Raw genomic sequence first — 20084 nt, forward strand, 5'->3', positions numbered from 1 at the left:
TAAACATAGAAATCCCGCCGAGAGCATCTTCAGCGGGATATTTTTGTTTGGAGGCAAGTATTCAGCTGTTAAAAATTAGCTCTTAACCGATGCGCGTTCTTTTTCCTTTATTAACCCTGCGCCCATCAGTCCAATCAATGAAAAGATGACTGGAATAATAAATCCATACTGGTATCCTGCTTCAAATGTATCCAAAACTTTTCCGAAAATAAATGGCAGCAAAACTGCGCTCAGAAAGCCGCCGGTGTTGGCAAAACCTGAAACGACACCCACATCTCTAATGTCAAACGATTTTCTCACAATCGCGAACGTCAGTGTACTTGCCCCATTCCCATAACCCATGATCAGGAAAAGAACAATGAGGAGCGGATATGGAGGTTTGCCTTGGAATACAAGAAAAACTGCCCATCCCAGAACCACGATTACGTGTGCAAAAAGATAAGGGCGTTTAATGCTGCCCATCCGTCCTGATATGAAGCTCATTAAAGGAGCACCAATAATTGCCCCAATCAGTCCAATCATGACTAGCTGGCTGGATTCGGAACGGGTCAGATTATACATTTCCATTCCATATGGCACTGCCCATGATCCGATGAAGCCAACATAAGTGCCAACCACGCCAAAGTGACACAAAAACGTGGCCCATGCCTGACGGTCAGAAAAAATTCTTTTGATTATACTTGCTGTTTTTTCTCTGGACTTGTTCTTAACTGACCTTTTCTTGGGTTCCATTCCCATTCGTGAAGGCTGCCAGATTAAGATTATATACAGCAGTATGGCAAGGATTGTCAAAATAATGCCCACCGCCAAAAATGGAATGCGCCAGCCCCATATGGAAATCCAAATGGAAAATGGCACAGTCGCGAGCAAAAATCCAAAGCTCCCGGACATGCCTGCAAAACCAAGCAATTTTACAAATTCATTTACCTTAAACCATCTGCCTAAAATGATGACAACATTAATCCAGATCGTCGCATCACCTATTCCAACTAGCATCCTTGCCGCGAAAAGGATGTATTCATTCGCTGCAAAGCTGAATAATAAAGTGCCGATTCCGTTTAGAAGAGTTCCGGCGATTAAAAATGCATTAGGTCCAAAACGGTCGGATAATATTCCAATGGGAACCTGCAGGCTGGCATAGGCGAAAAATTGGATGCTTGTCAGGAGCCCAATAGCCGCAGCTGTCACGCCGAATTCCTTCATTAATTGATCAGTAATTAAGCCAGGAGCTGTCCTTTGGCTAACGATTAAAAAGTAAGTAAATAAAACCGCGCCAAAGACAAGCCACCTGTATTTGCTGTTATGTTTCTCCACTGCCCTCTGCTCCTATTTTCTAAAGAATACCCTCCATTATACGCTAAAAAAAGGCAGCTGTCCTCCACTGCGTTAAAGCAGTGGAATACAGGTGCCTTTGGCTTAGTTATTCTTTTACAAAATCCTTCGTGCTTCTTACTGTATCGATTGGACGGACATAGCTTTCGATTTGTTCTCTTTTCGGCTCCAGGAATGGCGGCAGGGAGAGTTTTTCCCCAAGTGTTTCATAAGGCTCGTCACCCATGAATCCAGGACCATCCGTCGCGAATTCAAATAAAATCTGCGGAGCAACCCTCGAATATAAAGAACCGAAGAAGAAGCGATCTACAAACCCTGAAGTCTGGAAGCCAAAGCCTCTCAAATGCTGATCCCATTCCTCGAGAACAGATTTATCTTCCACGCGGAATGCTGCGTGATGGACTGTTCCATAACCCTGGCGTGCCTGGGGAAGAGACGGGTTATATTCCACTACAACCTGTGCTCCATTTCCTCCTTCACCCACTTCGAATAAATGGAAATCTCCTTCTTGAGCAATTTCCTTAAAGTGCAGCACCTTTTCCATCATTTCCTTAAAATAATCAAATTGAGCTACCCTTACAAAAAGCGGTCCGAGACCAGTGATCGCGTATTCAAGCGGAATGGGACCTTTCTGCCAAGGTGTGCCTGATGGTACTCCTTTATTGGTTTCATCCGAGATCATTTGGTATTTTTGATCATCGAAATCTGTGAATGACAGGGTTTTCTTGCCGAACTGCTCCTTGATGCCGGAATGAGGAACCTCTAAGCGGTCAAACCGTTTCACCCAATAATCGAGTGCTTCATCTGTCGGAACCCGGAATGAAGTTTTCGATATTTCATCCGTTCCATGAGAACCCTGCGGAATACCCGGAAAATCAAAGAATGTCATGTCTGTACCCGGACTTCCTTTATCATCTGCAAAAAATAGGTGATACGTTTGAATGTCATCCTGATTTACGGTCTTCTTTACTAAACGCATTCCTAATGTATAAGTGAAAAACTCATAATTTTTTTCCGCACTGCTTGTAATTGCTGTAACATGGTGAATACCTTTTAATTGATTCAAGTGGATTTCCTCCCCTTTGTTATTTATCTTAAAGTAAAATATCTTTAATTCGAGATAATTTTACTTTATCACGGCTTACTGATGGTGTCAATATAACCTGGGGCTTTAGAAAAAGGATTTAATGATGTCTTCCTCATGATTGCATTCCTTGCAGATGTATTCAATTTCCAGTGCATCTTCCCTGGCGATCTGGACAGTTTCTTTTCCGCAGACTTCGCAATATCTCTTTTCCGTAATTTCTTTCATTATTCCATCTCCTGTTAATGTGTCGTTTATCTTGGTTTAACCAGAATTTTGATTTCTAAACGCAAAAAAACCAGCTCCCCTTGGGAACTGGCTTTTTTTACGTATGTACAGCCGCCATTGCCGTAAATAATGATAAGAAAGTTTTAAACCACCACTCCTCAAAGTGGGTGTTCGCAGAAACATTCCTGCCTGTCCTCCTTGTCTTATAGACGGAGGCCTGTCATTCCCGTTTCAATGTAAAACTCCCTTTTACAGCTTAAAGGTTAAAACTTTATTATGATTACGAACAATGCAGCTTGTATTTATATATTAACGGATGTTGGCGGATTTTTCAATGGGCATGCTCAGTCATTTTAGTATGTGAAAAAACAAATTTTAAGAAGGTGTTGAACAGTGATTGTTGAATATATTTTACACTAGTGAACAATCGGAGGATTTCAAATGAAAAAAAGCCCTATGATTATATCTATTATTACCATCTTACTTCTAATCGGATGTTCAAACGATGCCTCAAATGAGTTTGACCTGAACCAGCTGACTAGAGTTGACATCTCAGAAGAAAAAAGGGAAAAAGAATTCATCATAACTGAAAAAGAAAAGATTAAATCCTTAAGAAAAATAATCTCAAGAATTGAATGGAACGCCAACATAAAGCCCCAGATGACTGAAAAAGAAGATGTGATAGCCACTTTATTCTTTACTTATGATAAAAATATGCCAGAAAGATTGACTGAGTACTCAATATGGTTCAGCAAGGAAGATGGATCTGCAGAGATTTTTCACAGAGAAAAAAATGCATTAGGAACCTTAGACAAAGAAAATGCCCAAATCCTAAAAGAACTCCTAATTAATAACTAAAAAGCAGATATGCCATGAAACCTTTACTGTTTTAGTTTTGTTCTGCTTTGGACTTCATGAATTCTTTATGGCGACCGTTTTCTCCTCGTCTCTCCATTTTTGGGCTTCATGAATGCTCTATGACGACCATTTTCTCCTCGCCTCTCCAATTTTGGGTTACATCGAGCCTCTATGGCGACCGTTTTCTCCTCTCCTCTCCATTTTTGGGCTTTATCAACCCTCAATGGCGACCGTTTTCTTCTCGCCTCTCCAATTTTGGGCTTCATCGACCCTCTATGGCGACCGTTTTCTTCTCGCCTCTCCAATTTTGGGCTTCATCGACCCTCTATGGCGACCGTTTTCTCCTCGTCTCTCCATTTCTGGGCTTCATGAATGCTCTATGACGACCATTTTCTCCTCGCCTCTCCAATTTTGGGTTACATCGAGCCTCTATGGCGACCGTTTTCTCCTCTCCTCTCCATTTTTGGGCTTTATCAACCCTCAATGGCGACCATTTTCTTCTCGCCTCTCCAATTTTGGGCTTCATCGACCCTTTATGGCGACCGTTTTCTCCGCTCTCTCTTAATTTTTGGCTTCATGACTCCTCTATGACAACCGTTTTCTCCGCTCTCTCTTAATTTTTGGCTTCATGACTGCTCAATGACGACTATTTTTTTTCGTCTCTCCAATTTCGGACTTCATGAATCACCTAAGTCTTGACCTTTTGATCCATAGCGCCCACTTTCTCTCCTCATTCGCCTCCTGCCAATTCCGACCATTTTGTAATACATTTCCCACTTTTAACAAATACTTTTTAAATAGGACGAATGAATAGGTGGTGCAGAATGGACGGAGGAAAATTTACTTTTTTCCTGGATGAAAAGGAAATCGAAGCAAAACCGGGTCAGTCGATTTTTGAGGCAGCGCGGAATCATAATCATTTTCTCCCGGGGATTTGTTCTTCCCAGCCGGATTTGGGAGTTGGCGTCATTCAGACTTGCGATACATGCTACGTGGAGATTGATGGAGAGCTGAAACGGTCTTGTGCGACGAAGGCTGAGCCGAATATGAAAGTAAGTTCTGTTTCGGAGCTGGCCAAGGAAGCCCAGCTTGAGGGAATGTCCCGCATCTTGAAAAATCATGAGCTATATTGCACGGTTTGCGATAACAATAATGGAAATTGTGTAGTCCATAATACAGCGGAGCATTTTAAGATTGAGCATCAGAAGTATGAATTTAAGCCAAAGCCATACCCTCAGGATACTTCGAACCCCTTTTACCGGTATGAACCGGATCAGTGCATTCTTTGTGGGCTATGTGTAGAAGCATGCCAGGATCTGCAGGTGAGCGAGGTGCTGAGCATCGCCTGGGACCGGGAGCAGCCGCGCGTGATTTGGGATAATGATGTGCCCATTAATGAATCCTCCTGCGTATCCTGCGGCCATTGTGTGACGGTGTGCCCCTGCAATGCATTAATGGAAAAATCGATGCTCGGCAAAGCCGGCTATCTCACAAATATTCCAAAGCCTCTTCTTGAGCCGATGATTGATTTAACGAAAGAAGTTGAGCCTGGCTATAAAGAGATTTTTGCTATTTCCAATGTAGAGGCAGCGATGCGGGAAGCCCGTATTAAGCGGACAAAAACAGTCTGTACGTATTGCGGGGTCGGCTGCAGCTTCGAGGTTTGGACGAAAGACCGGGAAATTCTCAAAATACAGCCGTCGCCTGAAGCTCCTGTTAATGGAATTTCGACTTGTGTAAAAGGAAAATTCGGCTGGAGCTTTGTGAACAGCAAAGAGCGCCTCACCAAGCCTCTCATCAGAAAAGGCGAAAAATTCTATGAAGCCACATGGGATGAGGCCCTCTCTCTGATTGCAGAGAAATTCATTGACATCAAAGAACAAAATGGACCGGATGCCCTTGGTTTTATCGCATCTTCCAAATGTTCCAACGAGGAAAACTATCTGTTCCAAAAGCTTGCCAGGGCCATTTTTAAAACGAACAACATTGATAATTGTTCAAGATACTGTCAGACACCTGCCTCCATGGGTCTTATCCGCACAGTCGGCATCGGAGGTGATTCCGGTACGATGAAGGATATTGCAAGCTCGGATTTAATCATTGTTGTCGGTGCTAACCCGGCAGAATCACACCCTGTTCTGGCAACACGAATTAAACGGGCGCATAAATTGGCGGACCAGAAGCTGATTGTAGCCGACCTTCGGAAAAATGATTTGGCAGAGCGGGCTGATTTGCATATCCACCCGAAGCCGGGGACGGATCTGGTCTGGCTCTCGGCTGTCACTAAATACTTTATCGATCAGGGGTGGGAAGACCGCGAATTCCTTAACACCCGAGTCAACCATGCGGACGAATATACTGAGTCCCTTGAAAAATTCACGCTTGAATATGCAGAGGAAGTAACCGGCATTTCAAAGGAAACTTTAATCAGGATTGCTGAAATGATTCATGATGCAAACGGTACTTGCATTTTATGGGCAATGGGTGTTACGCAGCACTTAGGCGGTACGGATACAAGCACCGCGATCAGCAACCTTCTTTTAGTTACAGGCAATTTTGGCAAGCCGGGTGCAGGAGCTTACCCGCTGCGCGGCCACAATAATGTCCAAGGGGCGAGTGATTTTGGCACAATGCCTACCTGGCTTCCGGGATATCAGCCAATTGAAAATGATGAAATCCGCACCCGCTTTGAACAAGCCTGGGGCACTGAACTCCCTAAAAACCCTGGTCTCAACAATCATCAGATTGTAGAAGCCATCCAGGCTGGCAAAGTTAAGGGTATGTATCTTTTTGGGGAAGAGATGGGACTTGTGGATTCGAATATCAATTATGTTCACGAAGCTTTTGAAAAACTGGATTTCTTTGTCGTGCAGGATATTTTCTTTTCCAAGACGGCCCAATTTGCGGATGTGATTCTGCCGGCAGCGCCAAGCCTTGAAAAAGACGGAACCTTCACGAATACAGAGCGGCGGATCCAAAGATTCAATAAAGTTTTCGAGCCGCTTGGGGACAGCAAACCGGATTGGCTCATCTTTCAGGAGCTTGCCAGCAAGCTTGGCGCAAACTGGAATTATAAAGATCCAGGTGAAATCATGGATGAAGCCGCTAAGCTTTCGCCTGTGTTTGCCGGTGTCAGCTACAAGCGACTTGAAAACTGGGAAAGCCTTTTATGGCCTGTTGCTCCTGATGGAACTGATACACCTTTGCTTTACAAGGAAAATTTCCATTTTCCGGATGGAAAAGCCCGCTTAATCACAGTGGATTGGACTCCTCCTTTTGAAGCCGGAGAGGAGTACGACCTTCACTTGAATAATGGAAGAATTCTGGAGCATTTCCATGAAGGCAATATGACCTATCGATCCGAAGGCATTTCCTATAAGGTGCCAGAGCTATGGCTGGAGGTTTCTCCTGAGCTGGCTGAGGAACGGAATATCAAATCAGGCAGTCTTGTGCGCCTCACCTCCCCTTACGGCCATGTCAAAGTAAAAGTTTGGGTGACAGATCAGGTCAAGGGAAAAGAACTGTATTTGCCAATGCATACGACTGAAGGAATGGGAGCAGTCAACAAGCTGACCAGCAGCTATCATGACAAAATTACACATACGCCCAACTACAAGGAAATGCAGGTGAAAATGGAAGTGCTGGAACGGGACGGCGATCCACCGCTTCCTCATCACAATTTCAGGTTTGGGAACCCGCAGCCGCATATTGGGGTAGAAACAGAGAAAAAATGGAGCCGGGACGACTTCATTTCCATTCCGGAAATGCTGAAAAAGGAGGGGATCTACGATGGCGAAAGCGATCAAGCAAATTGAGCTGGTTCAGACTTCAGCCCAGGAGGAACAAGCACAGGATATAGCTGGTCTTTTAACGCAACTTAGCCAGAACCGGGAGGCCATCTCAAATGCCATCGATATCATCGGACAGCTGCAAAAATCCGGAATACTTGATATTATTCAAGGATTTCTGCATTCGAAAGATAAAGTGGCTGCCATTGCGATTGACCAGGTTAACCAGCCGAACATGCACAATATCATCCGCAACGGTTTTAATACCGTCGATTTTCTTGGCTCCCTCGATCCACAGCAGATGAATATCATGATGAGTGCTGTCACTAAAGGCCTTGATGAATCCGCAGAAGTGATGAAAAGGAATGAAAAGACCGGTGTGCTCGGGCTTATGAAAGCCTTGCGCGATCCTGATATTAATCTTGCCATCAATTCTACGCTTGGTTTTCTCAAAGGAATGGGCAGGGAAATGGGAAAAGAGCACAGTCATTATAAAACAGGAGAGTGATTACTTTGATTACTCGGACGGTTTCATTAGAAAACATGAATCAGGCGGATGAAGAAAAATTAAGCCAGGCTCTTAATGATGTCTGGGGTGTCCGAAAAGTTAAGCTGAATTCCATGAGTGGCGAAGCAGTCATTTCATTTGATGAAGATGCTGCCTCCTTCCTGGATTTTGAACAGGCTATCAAAGACTGCGGATATAACATCCTATCAAGTGATGAATAAGGGGGTGTTACTTTGGCAAAAGTCTGTGAAATCTGCGGGCATAGGGAGGAAACGGAGGAAGATGAATACAGCTTTGATATGCTGATCATTTGCCCGGATTGCTCCAATGACCGTGTTCATCCATTTTCCTTTGAAAATTAATAAAGAACTCCTGCCAGCTAATCCGGCAGGAGTTTTTCTCTTTATTCAGTCACAAGCTGTCCGCTTGCTCTTTTTTGCATCTTCGCAGTTCTGATTTTCTTAATGTCGCGCTTCATCAGCAGTGAGACGATGAAGCCGATGGCAAGCATGGTGCCAAATACATAGAAAGTAATCGTATAGCTTTGCGTATTTTCATATATGCTGGATACGAGCATAGGGCCGACCACTCCGGCGATGGACCACGAGGTAAGCAGATAACCATGAATCGCGCCAAGCTGTTTGGTACCAAACAGGTCTCCAATAAAGGCCGGAAGCGATGCAAATCCCCCTCCATAGCATGAAACAATGATATAAAGGAATACAGAAAAGATAAATGAGTTTGTGATGAATGGAAGAATGAAGAATGCAGCAACCTGGATCAGGAAGAAGGTCATATATGTATTTCCTCTTCCAAGATAATCTGATGCAGATGCCCAGCCAATTCTTCCGCCTCCATTAAAGAGGCCCATTATGCCGACGATGCTTGCAGCCGTGATAGCACTGGCTCCAGTGATTTCCTGGGCCATTGGTGCGGCAACCGAGAGAATCATGATACCTGCAGAAATATTGATGAACATCATAATCCAAAGAAGCCAGAAACGCTTGGTCTTAATCGCTTCATTGGCAGTCAGCTGTGCCAGATCTGCCTTTACCGGGCGCTCTTCCGTGTTCTCTTCCATTCCTTCTGGTGCCCATCCTTCAGGCGGCTTTGTGATATAAAGTGATCCCAAAATCATCAGAATAAAATAACTGATTCCCAGGACATAGAAGGTTGTCGGAATCGAAGTTGCAATCATTAATCTGCTTGCAATGGGGCTTGTTATCAGGGCCCCTGCACCGAAGCCCATAACGGCCATTCCGGTTGCAAGCCCCCTTCTGTCAGGAAACCACTTAACCAATGTGGAGACAGGTGCAATATAGCCGAATCCGAGACCCAGTCCCCCAATGACACCGAAGAAAATCAAGAATAGGATATAATTCTCCAATTGAATGGCGAAGCCGGAGCCAATAATGCCTATTCCAAAGAAAACTGCGGCAATCATGGCTGAAACTCTTGGCCCCCGCTTTTCCACAAACCGGCCAAAAAAGGCTGCCGCAATCCCAAGAATAAAAATGGCAATGGTAAAAGCAAGTGAGACGTCTGTTTTTTCCCAGCCCAGCGTTTCTTTCAAGGGATTTTGATAAACACTGTACGCATACACCGAACCAATTGATAAATGAATGGCAACCGCTGAAAGGGCAATTAGCCATCTATTCTTATTCGCCATAAATAACCCCTTTCCAAAATATTGTTTTATTTATTCCCCTAATAAGGAATAAGCGCCATGCTATTTTTTACCTTCCCAAAAAAGCCTGTCTCTAATCCTTTTAGAGACAGGCTTTCCGAAAATCATCCTGATATAAACCCTTTTTTTAATAAATAGATTTCTGTTCTGTAATTATTTACAGCTTCATCGAATGGCAGTTCCCCCGCAAATTTTTTCACGATATTATGAAATGTGACGGAGGAAATGATCTGCATCATATGAAAAAGTTCATGCTCGTCCTGAAAATTCAGCCGCTCCTTATTAATCAGGTTGCTGATTTTCTTGAAATTCTCATTCAGGTCATTTTCCCCGAAGCTTCTTGCCATAACATTTTCGATTCGATGCGTCATATTGAGAAACAAATTCCTCAGAAACTGCAGATTTTCTTTTTCCTCTGTAATGATGGTTGTATAAAAATCGATCATCGCATCAAAAATATCGCCATTACTTTTGCGCAGCGTTTCCAGAAAGTGAAGCTTATAAGAAGAAACATGGCTATTCAATAAGTAGAAAAACGCATCTTCTTTGTCGTCAAAATACTGATAAAAGCTGCCGCGCGGGATTTTGGCATCTTTTATGATATTGGATATGGATGCCTGATAAAGCGGGACGCGGGCAAATTCCTTTTTGGCCGCATGGACTAAGTTTTCCCGTTTGTCTTCAGGCAAATTGAAAAAAGTAATTTTGGGCAAGCTCGGTTCCTCCTTACTGCCAGTCTCTTTTTTCCTCCTTTAAGAATTGGATAAAATAAGGGACTGCCTTTCTGGGATTCTCATTGATCAGTGCTTGATATCTCTTTTTATTAGGCTCAGAAGCCCATTGGCTTTTAGTAATCCGTTCTTTAATGTACTGTGAGCTCAGTTTTTGGATTTCCAGCTGCTGATGCTTCCCTTCTTTAGAAAGCGCGAAACCGAGCGCACCAATAATAGCGTAAATCAGGATGGTTAACGGCGATGTTTTCTCATCCTGCACGGTGAAAATTAAGGTCATGAGATTGATTAATGACAGAATAATCAAGGGTGTTGACCAAAAAATATATCTGGATGCTTTTTTCATTATGGGGGATACTTTTTCTTCAAGCTGCTCCAGTTCTCTTTTTACGAAATTTGGCATATCTGTCCACACTTGCATCTATTTCGTCTCCTTTAAGTTTTAATCCCTTTATTGGCCAGCAGAATTTGCAGGCTTTCCGGGGAAAAAATCATGGCTTCATCATCTTCAAGCTGTTTTAGGCCAATCATTTCATCATGGATGTTCTCCATTTTCCGATCGAGGCGTGAAGCCGTGTCAGCTGCCTCTTTCAGTTCATTCACTATTCTTTGCGGAATTTCTTTATTGTACTTGTAGTAAATCTTGTGCTCGAGGCTCGCCCAGAAGTCCATAGCAATCGTCCGAATTTGAATCTCCACAGGAACCAGCTCTTCCCTGTCAGACATAAAAATGGGGATCTGGACAATCAGATGAAGGCTCTGGTAGCCATTTGGCTTTGGATGCTGAATATAATCTTTGCATTCGAGCACGGTTATATCTTTCTGGCTTTCAAGCATGGCTTTGATTTTATAAATATCTGATACAAAGGAACATGTAATGCGGACGCCCGCAATATCCCTAATATTTTGCTTAATGGATTCTAAAGAAATCACCAAATTTTTCCTTTGAAGCTTTTTAAATATACTTTCAGGAGATTTAATTCGTGATTTTACATGCTCAATTGGATTATAGTCATGCACATACTGAAATTCTTCTTTCAGAATATTTATTTTCGTGTTTATTTCTTCCAATGCGAACTTATAGGACATCCTAAAACGCACTAAATCAGTCCTTAGTTCTTTCAGTGTAATTTGCTCAGGCGTATTTGTGACCATACGGACTCCTTTGAATTTTTGCCTTATTTTTGGGTGGCTTAAAACTGGATGGCTTTTTGCAGACTTCTGCATTTACTCCCTGTTTTTGCAATTTAGAAATAAGCAATTGAATCTTGGACAATGCTTTCACCTCGATATGACACAGTGTCATCCTTACAATTGAATTGTATATGACAACGTGTCATACGTCAACTGAATGTGACACAATGTCACAAATTTGCCTTCTTTTGATTCAATGGATAGCTGTTTTGGAAGCACAGCTCTAGCCTATTTACATGTCATCGGTAAGAGCTGTATAATATATAATTAGTTACTCTAGATAACTATTACTCAAAGTAACCAAATTGGGAGGTTTTTACGATCGAAACATTTCAGCGGTTTTTTCATCAGCTTGTGCTATTGTATCGCCCATTTGAGAATAGGCTGAACAATGTGTTAAGCAAGCATCTTTTATACCGGGCTCAATGGTCCATCATGTATTACTTGAATAATGATGGTTCCGGTACATTGGTGGAGCTTTCACATTATCTTGGCGTTGAAAAACCAACGGTGACAAGGACGATTGCAAAATTGGAGGAAATGGGCTATTTAGAACCTGTTGCGACTAAAGACAAACGGGAAAAAAGAATGCAGCTGACCGATACTGGCAGGAAGGTTTATCAGGAAGTCCGCGCAACTATTGATGAATTTGAACAGGAAATTCTAAGAGGAATTTCAGAGGAGGAACAGCTGGAAGGGATTCGTCTGATGAGCGAAATCCGCAAAAATTTAATGCAGGGAGAGTTATAAATTGGATCAGCCTATACCGAAGCTTTGGACAAAGGATTTTATGATCGTTTCATCCGTTAATTTTTTCTTAACATTGATTTTCTATCTGCTGATGGTGACCATTGCTGTCTTTGCAGTGGATTACTATAGTGCCACAACTAGCCAGGCTGGGCTTGTGACGGGCATCTTTATTATTGGAACGCTCATTGGCAGGCTTTATATCGGGCGAGCCATTGATAACATCGGGCGTAAGAAAACACTATATATCGGTTTGATCTTTTTTACGCTGACGACTCTTTTATATTTCGTGAACATCGGAATTGCTTTCTTGCTGATTACGAGGTTTATACACGGCATTGCTTTAGGTGTGGCGAGTACGGCGACTGGGACAATCGCTGCACAAATTATTCCTGCAGCCCGCAAAGGAGAAGGAATTGGCTACTTCAGCATGAGCACAACGCTGGCGACAGCTGTTGGGCCATTTATTGGCTTATTGATGATGCAAAAAGTTTCTTTTCAAATGATTTTTGCCTTCTGTCTGGCCATCGGCATCATTGCTCTGATTACATCCTTCTTTTTAAATGTTCCTGCAATTGAAACCTCAGGTGTGAAAAAGCAAGGCTTCCAAATTTCCAGCTTTATAGAGCCAAAAGCAGTCCCGATTGCATTTATCACACTGGCAATCGCATTTGGTTATTCCGGGGTCCTCTCTTTTATCAATTTTTATGCGATAGAAGTCGATTTAATCAAGGCTGCGAGCTTTTTCTTTCTCATCTACTCAGCCGCTGTCCTGGTTTCACGTCCATTTACCGGGCGGCTGATGGATCTTAAAGGAGCAAATTATGTTATGTACCCCGCTTTTATCTTATTTGCGGCAGGCATGTTTGTGCTTAGTACAGCAAACAGCAGTTTTACTTTGCTATTGGCTGGAGCGCTAATTGGGCTGGGCTTTGGAAACATGCAGTCCTGCACACAGGCAGTGGCCGTCAAGCTGACACCTGCACATCGGATGGGGCTTGCGACATCAACTTTCTTCATATTTCTTGATGCAGGCTTGGGATTTGGACCTTATTTGCTGGGATTCATTATTCCGATTACAGGCTATGGCAAACTCTATGGTATGATGGCAATCTTTGTTTTATTATCAGCCATTTTATATTATTTCCTTCATGGGAAGAAAGAAGCTGCAGCTCTAAAAAAATTGAACACATCTGTTTCAGCTTGAACCTTAGCCATTGCAAAATATTAAAAAGCCATGGACCTATTTACCGTCCATGGCTTTTAATCGTTTTAGTTCTGAAATACTGTAACAGTTTTAGGACTCGTGGTCACTTTAAAGCCCTGCTTACTTGATACATCCGCACTAATGGTGTAAGTCCCATTCGGAAGATCTGCGTCTGGAGTCCACTTCAAGTGAATTTCATGTTCGTTTTCCACATTGATTGTGTCAACGGTTTTTCCTGCTTCATCTTTAATGTTCACTGTCCAGTTAACACGGTTATTTGCAAATGCATTGATGCCGGCAGGCGTGTTTGCATTCACATTTTTATTAGGATAAACACTGAAGTAGCTCACTAGCATCCCCTCATCTATATAGGAAGGATCTCCCCATACAGCATAGCTCTGGTTTAATGCATGGTCGACACCCATTACGACAACGCTCTTCGGTTCTTCTTTTACAAGGGCTGAAGTTTTTCCAGGTTCGAGCGGCATATACTTCCCGTTATACCAGATGATTGCACCATTATAGCCGCTACCCCCTTCGTTATCTTCTGACTTGAAGGAAATCTCATATTGGCCGTCCTTTGGCTGTACTTGAATATCCGAGACTATTGGTGCAACTGAATCTACGTGAACCGGAAGCCTTACTTCCTGAGGTTTGGCATCCTTGTAATCAAGTGTTGTTTTGATTACATACTGATAGGTTCCATCCTCAACGAATTGCCCATTTTGATTCTTAACATCCCATAAATAGCCGTAAATCAGATAATCCCCGAATGCCATAATATTTTTTCGGAACTTCCATGGCTTGCCGGTATATTCACTGAAGTCGCCTAAATAATTGATCATTTCACCTTTATCATTCTCAACGTACATTTCTGTTTTTTGTAAGTTGCGGAGAGCTGTAAAGGATGGGAAAACACCCGGCAAGACAGCATTAGGAGAAATCACAATGCGGTCCATATTAAAGGTTCCGGTATACGGGTCATATCCCATTGGGAATCGTGCGCCTTCATCGTTCCAAAGCACGGAATATCCTAAGAAAGCATCTTTCTCCCATGCAGCAGGGTCAAGGTTTTGCGGCTTGTCCCATTCTCCATAATAGCCCATGTATGGTACCGTTAGCGAAACAGCTGCATCGCTATTTTCCCCAGATGGCACAAGACGGACATATCCTTCGACAAATGTGCCCTTTTTTAGGCTATCCGGCAATTGAATCTGTACATCCAGACTCTTATTTTGTCCTGGCTTAATTTTAAGCGTTTTTCCTTCTTTGCCGGTCACTTTTTCACCATTTACGATGGCAGAAGCAACTGAAATCCGCTTGCTGGTCATTGTTAAATATTCCTTGGCATCCAAATTACCGTCGTTGTCCAAGTCAAACTCTTTTGTTTCAGTTTCGTCTGTTAAAACATCAACGAACACTTTATATTCCAAATCTTTCACGCCTGCATCCTGAAATGCTTCTACATTCAATTTGAAGTGTGTTTTGTTTTCTGTAATTTCCTTAAGAGCAATCGCTCCTGCCTGTTCCAAAGGAGCGTTATTATTTGTGACAATTACAGGTGTTTTGATCGCATTTTGTATTTGCATCAATCCGGATCCCTGTACGCGTGGAGAGTAAGGGACTTGGCTGTTTGCCCGCGGATCCTTAATGATTTTTGACGTATTCATTAAGGCGATTTTCGCTTTTAATGCCGTCTCTTTGGATTGCGGCAATCCTTTTTCATATAAAGCCTGCAGCAGCAAAGCTGATCCGCCTGCGACATGAGGTGCTGCCATGGACGTACCGCTCATGATTTCATATTCATTGCCGGGAACAGTGGAATAAATCCCCCCGCCTGGTGCTGATAGCTCAGGTTTGAAGTCAAGCGTATGCGGAGTTCCAAAAGATGAAAAGTCTGACATGTTATCTTTATCAGCATTATCCACCCAAACACCTTTGCTCATCTGCATTTTCACTGTTTGTCCCTTGGACAGCTGCGAAATTAAAGCATTCCCGTCCTCCTTGCTGGTTGTTGCTGCAGGGGTTAAGTATGGACTAAAATACAAGAAAGGATAATCAGCTTCGTCATGAGGCGGTACAAGGATAACCGCCTTGGCACCATTTTTTCTGGCTTCAGATTGTACATATGAATATAAACCATATTTTTGATTTGGTTTTGCTACGACTATTTTGCCTGCAACATCTTTTCCGGCAAAATCAGCCGTCTTCCCTTCCCCTACATATACCATTTCATAGCTTTCTCCTGATGTTAGAACTTTTGAAAGCTTGAAGTTTACATGGGTCTGATCCTGGTATGGAAGCTGCAAACTGTTTTCATCAGTAAGTGCATTCATATGCAATTTAGTATTTTCATAGGATGCTACTGATAGAGCAAACGGGCTGACAGATGGTTCTCCGACAGTGCCGATATCCGGATTTTCCGCATATGGCTTGGCAGAAGCCTCCAAAATATTATTTTTAGTACTGTAAGATGAATTGCCTCCAGCAACTACCACTAGGGTACCCTGCTCAGTTGCTTCCCGGATTGACTTTTGGATTGGATCATTTTCTTCTCCAACAAAGCCGGCATCTGAGCCAAGACTCATGTTAATGACATCAGCCCCCATTGCCACAGCGTGTTCAATTCCAGCAATAATATCATCTTCATATGCTCCCCCGCCGTTATCAGAAAATACTTTTTCAGCTAATAACTGTACACCCGGAGCAATACCCTTAACTCCATCATTTTCCTCATCGCCATTAGCACCTACTGTACCGGCGACATGCATGCCATGCGGACTTCCATACTGTCCGCGGGGTATGACATCCGTATCTTCATCGGCCCAGTCATAGCCTGTCGGCACTTTGTCACTATACCAGACGTCATTAATAGCCGTTTCAGAGAGTTTTGCCTGAATTCCTCCCTCAGACCATTTCTGCTTGTCTTTCCCTTCATCCGTCAATGTCATATCCTGGTGTGTATAGTCCAATCCGGAGTCAACTACAGCAACAAGCAGCCCTTCGCCTTCAAAGCCATGCTGCTCCCAGACCTTCTGTGCCTGCACTAATTCCTTGCTGGCACCCATGGATGGCTGGAATGTTCTCGCAATATGTACGTTAGTGACACCAGGAATTGCCTGAATTTCTTTTAAATTACGAAACTCAGTTTCCAGGCTGAAACCATTAAACCCCTCAAAAAAGCGATGCTTTACTTTCTTGAAAGATTTTTTCTTGGAAAGCGCTGAAATAACCTCGTCTTGTTTTGCCTTCATTTTACTTTTTTTGCTTTGTTTCGTTTCTTCAGTATCTGACAGCTGTTCGACCTCAACAATTACACGTAAAATTTCATTTGGCTCATATGGTTTCGTTAACCCTTTTTCTTTTAGATCCTTATATCCCAGCTTGTCCACGGCCTTTGTTTCAGCCTGATATTGCTGTTCCAAAAATATTTTCTGCCCCTGCTTAACAATGTCTTCAACACTTGGAGCCTCGATCTGATCATCCTGAGCTCCTTGTGCCGAGACTGTCCCCCCGAATAGCATTGCTGCTGCCAATGCTGAAGCCAGCACCTTATAGGGTACCCCTTTTTTCACTTTCATTTCTCTCCCGCCCTTTCCCCTTGAAAAATTCAATATTTTTTAACTTTTCATAAAATTAATTGTAGAGCCGGGTCTGAGAGAAGTAAATTGGGGGAATCTAAAAGGAGGTATCTGTTTAATTTTAGAACTTTATATCCAGATCGCAGGGTCTCTTCCTATTTAAACAGTATAAAAGACACATTCCCTAACCTATTTTCTTTTAGCTTCCTCACTTTCTGGTAAAAAAGGCTTTTTCAAATTACCCCAAATTGAAATCTTTAAAAACCTCTTAGGAATAATATCCCAAGATATTTTGGGAAAAACAGACATCTGACATTTCCTGGCTATCTGTTTCTAGCTGATAAGGTATGCTACGATAATATTCAGAACCACAGGGGGGATGCTGTTTTGAAGGAAGGCTTAATTATAAAATATTACCGGGAACGGGCTGGTTTGACCCAAACACAGCTGGGCGAAGGGATTTGTTCAGTGACTCATATCAGTAAAATAGAGCGGGGACATACACAATATTCGTCCGAAATCACAAATCTGATCTGTAAACGCCTGAACATAGATCTTATAAAAGAGCTTGAAAAGTTTGATATGCTGGAGACTAAACTTCATGAGTGGCTGGATGCCATGGTTAAACAGCAAAAAGAAGATATAGAATTAATTAAAGAGGAATTAGCCCAAAATCCTTACCTGCATTTTTCGGAAACAAAATATTTTCATTCAATCCTTTTGGCTCGCTACCACCTGATGCAAGGAGACCACGAAAAAGGCAAATCGCTTTTAGACAGCTGCCAAAAAGCCTGGAACACTCTGGATCGTTTTGAACGGAATCTTCTGGAGCATACATGGAGCATTTATTTTCTAAACTTACAGAATTGCAAAGAAGCCATCGCCCATTTAAAGAATATTAACCCTAAAGAATATAATAACCATGAATTTTATTTTCACCTCGCAACCTCTTCCCATTTGATGAATGATAGGGTAAAAGCCTATCACTATGGCACTCTTGCACTATCCTATTTTCGGGAAACCAATAATTTTAAAAGAATTCTTGATACAGAAACCGTTTTACTGATACAAATGGGTACATACGACCTTTGCCAATTTGAAGAAACCGTTTAGCAGTATCATACATTAATCAGGTCCTGCCGGGCTCATAAAGAAGAAGCCAGGGAAATGAACCTTTGGCATAATCTTGCCGTTGAATACTTTGCAAAAGGCTTTTATTCAGAAGCGAGTGAAGTTTACAAAAAGGTATTGGAACAATGCGATTTAATTCCTAATCCACTTATAAAATTAGGTGCTATAAGAGGCTATGTCCATAGCTGCCTTAATCTTGATCATTATAAGAAACAAAATCTCAGATCCTTGCTTGACGATGGCCGCAGGCTAGCTGAACAATTTCAAAATAAAACCTATCAATATGTTTTTTATATGCTCGATATCCTTTTAGAAGATAAAGACATAAATGATTACTATCTCTTTTTAGAAAATACATTCCTTCCCCACCTCCATGAATTAGGGAATAGCACATTAATCAACCTCTATGAAAAAGAATTATTCCATTATTACAGGAAGTCGTCACAGCATGAAAAAGCTAGCGGGCTTGCAGCAAAGTACTTCGAGCCGCTCATCCATTAAACAGCAGAAAATTCTCCTTATCTTTCATAGGAGATTTTTCTTTTTGCCCTCTTTTCTGCTTTCTCCCAGTTGAGCCTTTTCTCCTTATTTCCTGTTTACTCCCCCAAAGGAGTTATGTCTTCTGACCCTAAAAATTCCCCCAAAAAGGAAAATCTTAGATAAAAGATAATTAAGTATTTAAGAGACAGCTGCCTGGCATATTCACCTATATATAATATAGAAGGAGAGGATCACATGCTGGAAGGGGAAATTATTAAATTCTACCGGGAAAAATCCGGACTTACACAAGCCATGTTAGGTGAAGGGATTTGCACTCCTACCCATGTAAGCAAAATTGAAAGAGGGAAAACTGCTTATTCACCGGAAATTATTTCACTTTTCTCTGCCGTTTTAAATATCGACATTCAAAAGGAAATTGAATATTTTCGGGATTTGGACAAGCGCCTGCAGGAATGGCATAAAGCCATCATTATGTATAGATTAGCCAGGGCTGAGGAAATAAAAAATGAACTGGAAAGCACACCTTTTATTCAGTCTTCTAAATATGCAGCCCACTATCTGCTTTTAAAGGCAAGATATCATTTCCTGCATCAGGAATTAGAAGAAGCATCCCGGATTATTAAGCAAATAGGCACTGAGTTTCCTAACCTCTCCCTTTTTGAAAGAAATTTATTTTACCATGTTCAAGGGATGTATTATATTAATCAAGCAATAAAACCTGATAGCCCGGATCAGCAAAAGGCACTTCAGGTCTTAAAAAATATCGATATAAATGAATATGGCAATGAAGAATACTTTTATCACCTGGCAATCGCCTATCATTATATTGATTCAAAAATCATGGCTTACATGTTTGCGGAAAAATCATTGCAGCACTTCAAAAACACAAACAACTACACGATGGCTATAAAAGCGGAATCCATTATCCTCCTGCAGATCAGCAGTGATATCTTAACCGACATGGATAAACTGGCAGAACGGTATCATCATTTAATCTGGGACTGCGAACGAATAGGATTTCATGACTATAAAGGGCTGCTATACAATAATTTAGGATTTGAGTATTTTAATAGGGAACAATATGCTAAGGCAAAGGAGTGCTATAAACAGGCCTTGCGTTTAGCTGACAGGAATACAGTCATTTATCTTCAGCGATTATACTCTTACCTTAATTCCTGTATAGAAGGCAAATTATCCGGTAAAACAGCCCTTCTTAAAAAAGCATGCGAAGGGATTCAGGTTTCAAAGGAGCTAAAAAGCACTTTATACTTATCGTTATTTAAACTTTCTAAGTATCAGCTTTATCATCAGCGAGAGAAATACTTTAAGTTTTTGGAAGAAAAGGCTTTCCCTGAATTTGTTAAAATTAAGCATATGATTCTTATGCGCAGGTATGGCAAAAAGCTTTATGAATATTACATCGAGACAGGAAATCATGAAAAAGCCATTCATTTGAACAGGCAGCTTGAAGGCAAAGAATTAATTAATGTGTAAAAAAATCCCTTGA

Annotated in this window: 18 protein-coding genes and 1 other RNA gene; 10 read left to right on the forward strand and 9 right to left on the reverse strand. The window is 42.0% G+C overall.

The window, feature by feature from the left end:
* Positions 1–75: 75 nt before the first annotated feature.
* The 4 genes from IRB79_RS14825 to ssrS all read right to left on the reverse strand — a co-directional run bounded on the left by IRB79_RS14825 (position 76) and on the right by ssrS (position 2945).
* Positions 76–1314, reverse strand: a complete 1239-nt coding sequence (locus IRB79_RS14825) for an MFS transporter (RefSeq protein ID WP_243503238.1) — start codon at positions 1312–1314, stop codon at positions 76–78.
* Positions 1315–1420: 106 nt separating this feature from the next.
* Complete coding sequence (locus tag IRB79_RS14830) at positions 1421–2398, reverse strand: ring-cleaving dioxygenase (protein ID WP_243503239.1); 978 nt, start codon at positions 2396–2398, stop codon at positions 1421–1423.
* Positions 2399–2503: 105 nt separating this feature from the next.
* Positions 2504–2644: a hypothetical protein gene (locus IRB79_RS14835; RefSeq protein WP_243503240.1), complete on the reverse strand. Its 141-nt coding sequence runs from the start codon at positions 2642–2644 to the stop codon at positions 2504–2506.
* A 104-nt stretch (positions 2645–2748) separates the two neighbouring features.
* Positions 2749–2945, reverse strand: a non-coding RNA gene (gene ssrS / locus IRB79_RS14840) — 6S RNA.
* A 140-nt stretch (positions 2946–3085) separates the two neighbouring features.
* Here ssrS and IRB79_RS14845 point away from each other — a divergent pair.
* The 5 genes from IRB79_RS14845 to IRB79_RS28050 all read left to right on the forward strand — a co-directional run bounded on the left by IRB79_RS14845 (position 3086) and on the right by IRB79_RS28050 (position 8160).
* On the forward strand, positions 3086–3502 hold the full coding sequence (locus IRB79_RS14845; protein WP_243503241.1) for a hypothetical protein: 417 nt from the start codon (positions 3086–3088) through the stop codon (positions 3500–3502).
* An 824-nt stretch (positions 3503–4326) separates the two neighbouring features.
* Positions 4327–7317 (forward strand): formate dehydrogenase subunit alpha, encoded by a 2991-nt coding sequence (fdhF, locus tag IRB79_RS14850; protein WP_243503242.1) that lies wholly within the window; start codon positions 4327–4329, stop codon positions 7315–7317.
* Positions 7292–7798, forward strand: a complete 507-nt coding sequence (locus IRB79_RS14855) for a helical membrane plugin domain-containing protein (RefSeq protein WP_243503243.1) — start codon at positions 7292–7294, stop codon at positions 7796–7798. The genes fdhF and IRB79_RS14855 overlap by 26 nt, the downstream gene beginning before the upstream one ends.
* A 5-nt stretch (positions 7799–7803) precedes the next feature.
* On the forward strand, positions 7804–8019 hold the full coding sequence (locus IRB79_RS14860) for a heavy-metal-associated domain-containing protein (protein WP_243503244.1): 216 nt from the start codon (positions 7804–7806) through the stop codon (positions 8017–8019).
* A gap of 12 nt (positions 8020–8031) precedes the next feature.
* Entirely contained in the window at positions 8032–8160 is a 129-nt protein-coding gene (locus tag IRB79_RS28050; protein WP_275720096.1) for a zinc ribbon-containing protein, read from the forward strand.
* Between the two features lie 41 nt (positions 8161–8201).
* Here the strand turns inward: IRB79_RS28050 and IRB79_RS14865 are convergent, their stop codons facing one another.
* From IRB79_RS14865 to IRB79_RS14880, 4 genes are all read right to left on the reverse strand, one after another.
* Positions 8202–9467 (reverse strand): L-lactate MFS transporter, encoded by a 1266-nt coding sequence (locus tag IRB79_RS14865; RefSeq protein ID WP_243503245.1) that lies wholly within the window; start codon positions 9465–9467, stop codon positions 8202–8204.
* 122 nt (positions 9468–9589) lie between these two features.
* The gene (locus IRB79_RS14870; RefSeq protein ID WP_243503246.1) at positions 9590–10198 is read right to left on the reverse strand and encodes a TetR/AcrR family transcriptional regulator; all 609 of its coding nucleotides are present in this window, start codon (positions 10196–10198) and stop codon (positions 9590–9592) included.
* A gap of 13 nt (positions 10199–10211) precedes the next feature.
* Positions 10212–10637, reverse strand: a complete 426-nt coding sequence (locus IRB79_RS14875) for a DUF5392 family protein (RefSeq protein ID WP_243503247.1) — start codon at positions 10635–10637, stop codon at positions 10212–10214.
* A gap of 14 nt (positions 10638–10651) precedes the next feature.
* Positions 10652–11371 carry a GTP pyrophosphokinase gene (locus IRB79_RS14880; RefSeq protein ID WP_243503248.1) on the reverse strand — a complete coding sequence of 240 codons (720 nt, stop codon included), beginning with the start codon at positions 11369–11371 and terminating at the stop codon, positions 10652–10654.
* Between the two features lie 360 nt (positions 11372–11731).
* On the opposite strand from IRB79_RS14880, the gene IRB79_RS14885 reads away from it, so the two are divergent.
* On the forward strand, positions 11732–12160 hold the full coding sequence (locus IRB79_RS14885) for a MarR family winged helix-turn-helix transcriptional regulator (protein ID WP_431833434.1): 429 nt from the start codon (positions 11732–11734) through the stop codon (positions 12158–12160).
* 1 nt (position 12161) lies between these two features.
* Positions 12162–13364 carry an MFS transporter gene (locus IRB79_RS14890; protein WP_243503250.1) on the forward strand — a complete coding sequence of 401 codons (1203 nt, stop codon included), beginning with the start codon at positions 12162–12164 and terminating at the stop codon, positions 13362–13364.
* Between the two features lie 65 nt (positions 13365–13429).
* Here IRB79_RS14890 and IRB79_RS14895 read toward each other — a convergent pair whose 3' ends face one another.
* Positions 13430–16945: a S8 family serine peptidase gene (locus IRB79_RS14895; RefSeq protein WP_243503251.1), complete on the reverse strand. Its 3516-nt coding sequence runs from the start codon at positions 16943–16945 to the stop codon at positions 13430–13432.
* Positions 16946–17332: 387 nt separating this feature from the next.
* Between IRB79_RS14895 and IRB79_RS14900 the strand changes: the two genes are divergently transcribed.
* The 3 genes from IRB79_RS14900 to IRB79_RS14910 all read left to right on the forward strand — a co-directional run bounded on the left by IRB79_RS14900 (position 17333) and on the right by IRB79_RS14910 (position 20071).
* A complete protein-coding gene (locus IRB79_RS14900; RefSeq protein WP_243503252.1) occupies positions 17333–18058 on the forward strand; it encodes a helix-turn-helix domain-containing protein in 726 nt (241 codons plus the stop codon).
* Between the two features lie 54 nt (positions 18059–18112).
* Positions 18113–18577: a hypothetical protein gene (locus IRB79_RS14905; RefSeq protein WP_243503253.1), complete on the forward strand. Its 465-nt coding sequence runs from the start codon at positions 18113–18115 to the stop codon at positions 18575–18577.
* A gap of 234 nt (positions 18578–18811) precedes the next feature.
* Positions 18812–20071 carry a helix-turn-helix domain-containing protein gene (locus tag IRB79_RS14910; RefSeq protein ID WP_197206792.1) on the forward strand — a complete coding sequence of 420 codons (1260 nt, stop codon included), beginning with the start codon at positions 18812–18814 and terminating at the stop codon, positions 20069–20071.
* Positions 20072–20084 lie beyond the last annotated feature (13 nt).

The sequence above is a fragment of the Cytobacillus oceanisediminis genome, from assembly GCF_022811925.1.
Classification (GTDB): Bacteria; Bacillota; Bacilli; order Bacillales; family Cytobacillaceae; genus Cytobacillus; species Cytobacillus oceanisediminis_D.

What these genes read in the sequence shown, in the direction of transcription:
- IRB79_RS14835 (WP_243503240.1), bottom strand. Translation starts at nt 2,644, where the DNA reads ATGAAAGAAATTACGGAAAAGAGATATTGCGAAGTCTGCGGAAAAGAA.
- IRB79_RS14845 (WP_243503241.1), top strand. Translation starts at nt 3,086, where the DNA reads ATGAAAAAAAGCCCTATGATTATATCTATTATTACCATCTTACTTCTA.
- fdhF (WP_243503242.1), top strand. Translation starts at nt 4,327, where the DNA reads ATGGACGGAGGAAAATTTACTTTTTTCCTGGATGAAAAGGAAATCGAA.
- IRB79_RS14855 (WP_243503243.1), top strand. Translation starts at nt 7,292, where the DNA reads ATGGCGAAAGCGATCAAGCAAATTGAGCTGGTTCAGACTTCAGCCCAG.
- IRB79_RS14865 (WP_243503245.1), bottom strand. Translation starts at nt 9,467, where the DNA reads ATGGCGAATAAGAATAGATGGCTAATTGCCCTTTCAGCGGTTGCCATT.
- IRB79_RS14875 (WP_243503247.1), bottom strand. Translation starts at nt 10,637, where the DNA reads ATGCAAGTGTGGACAGATATGCCAAATTTCGTAAAAAGAGAACTGGAG.
- IRB79_RS14880 (WP_243503248.1), bottom strand. Translation starts at nt 11,371, where the DNA reads ATGGTCACAAATACGCCTGAGCAAATTACACTGAAAGAACTAAGGACT.
- IRB79_RS14895 (WP_243503251.1), bottom strand. Translation starts at nt 16,945, where the DNA reads ATGAAAGTGAAAAAAGGGGTACCCTATAAGGTGCTGGCTTCAGCATTG.
- IRB79_RS14905 (WP_243503253.1), top strand. Translation starts at nt 18,113, where the DNA reads ATGAACCTTTGGCATAATCTTGCCGTTGAATACTTTGCAAAAGGCTTT.
- IRB79_RS14910 (WP_197206792.1), top strand. Translation starts at nt 18,812, where the DNA reads ATGCTGGAAGGGGAAATTATTAAATTCTACCGGGAAAAATCCGGACTT.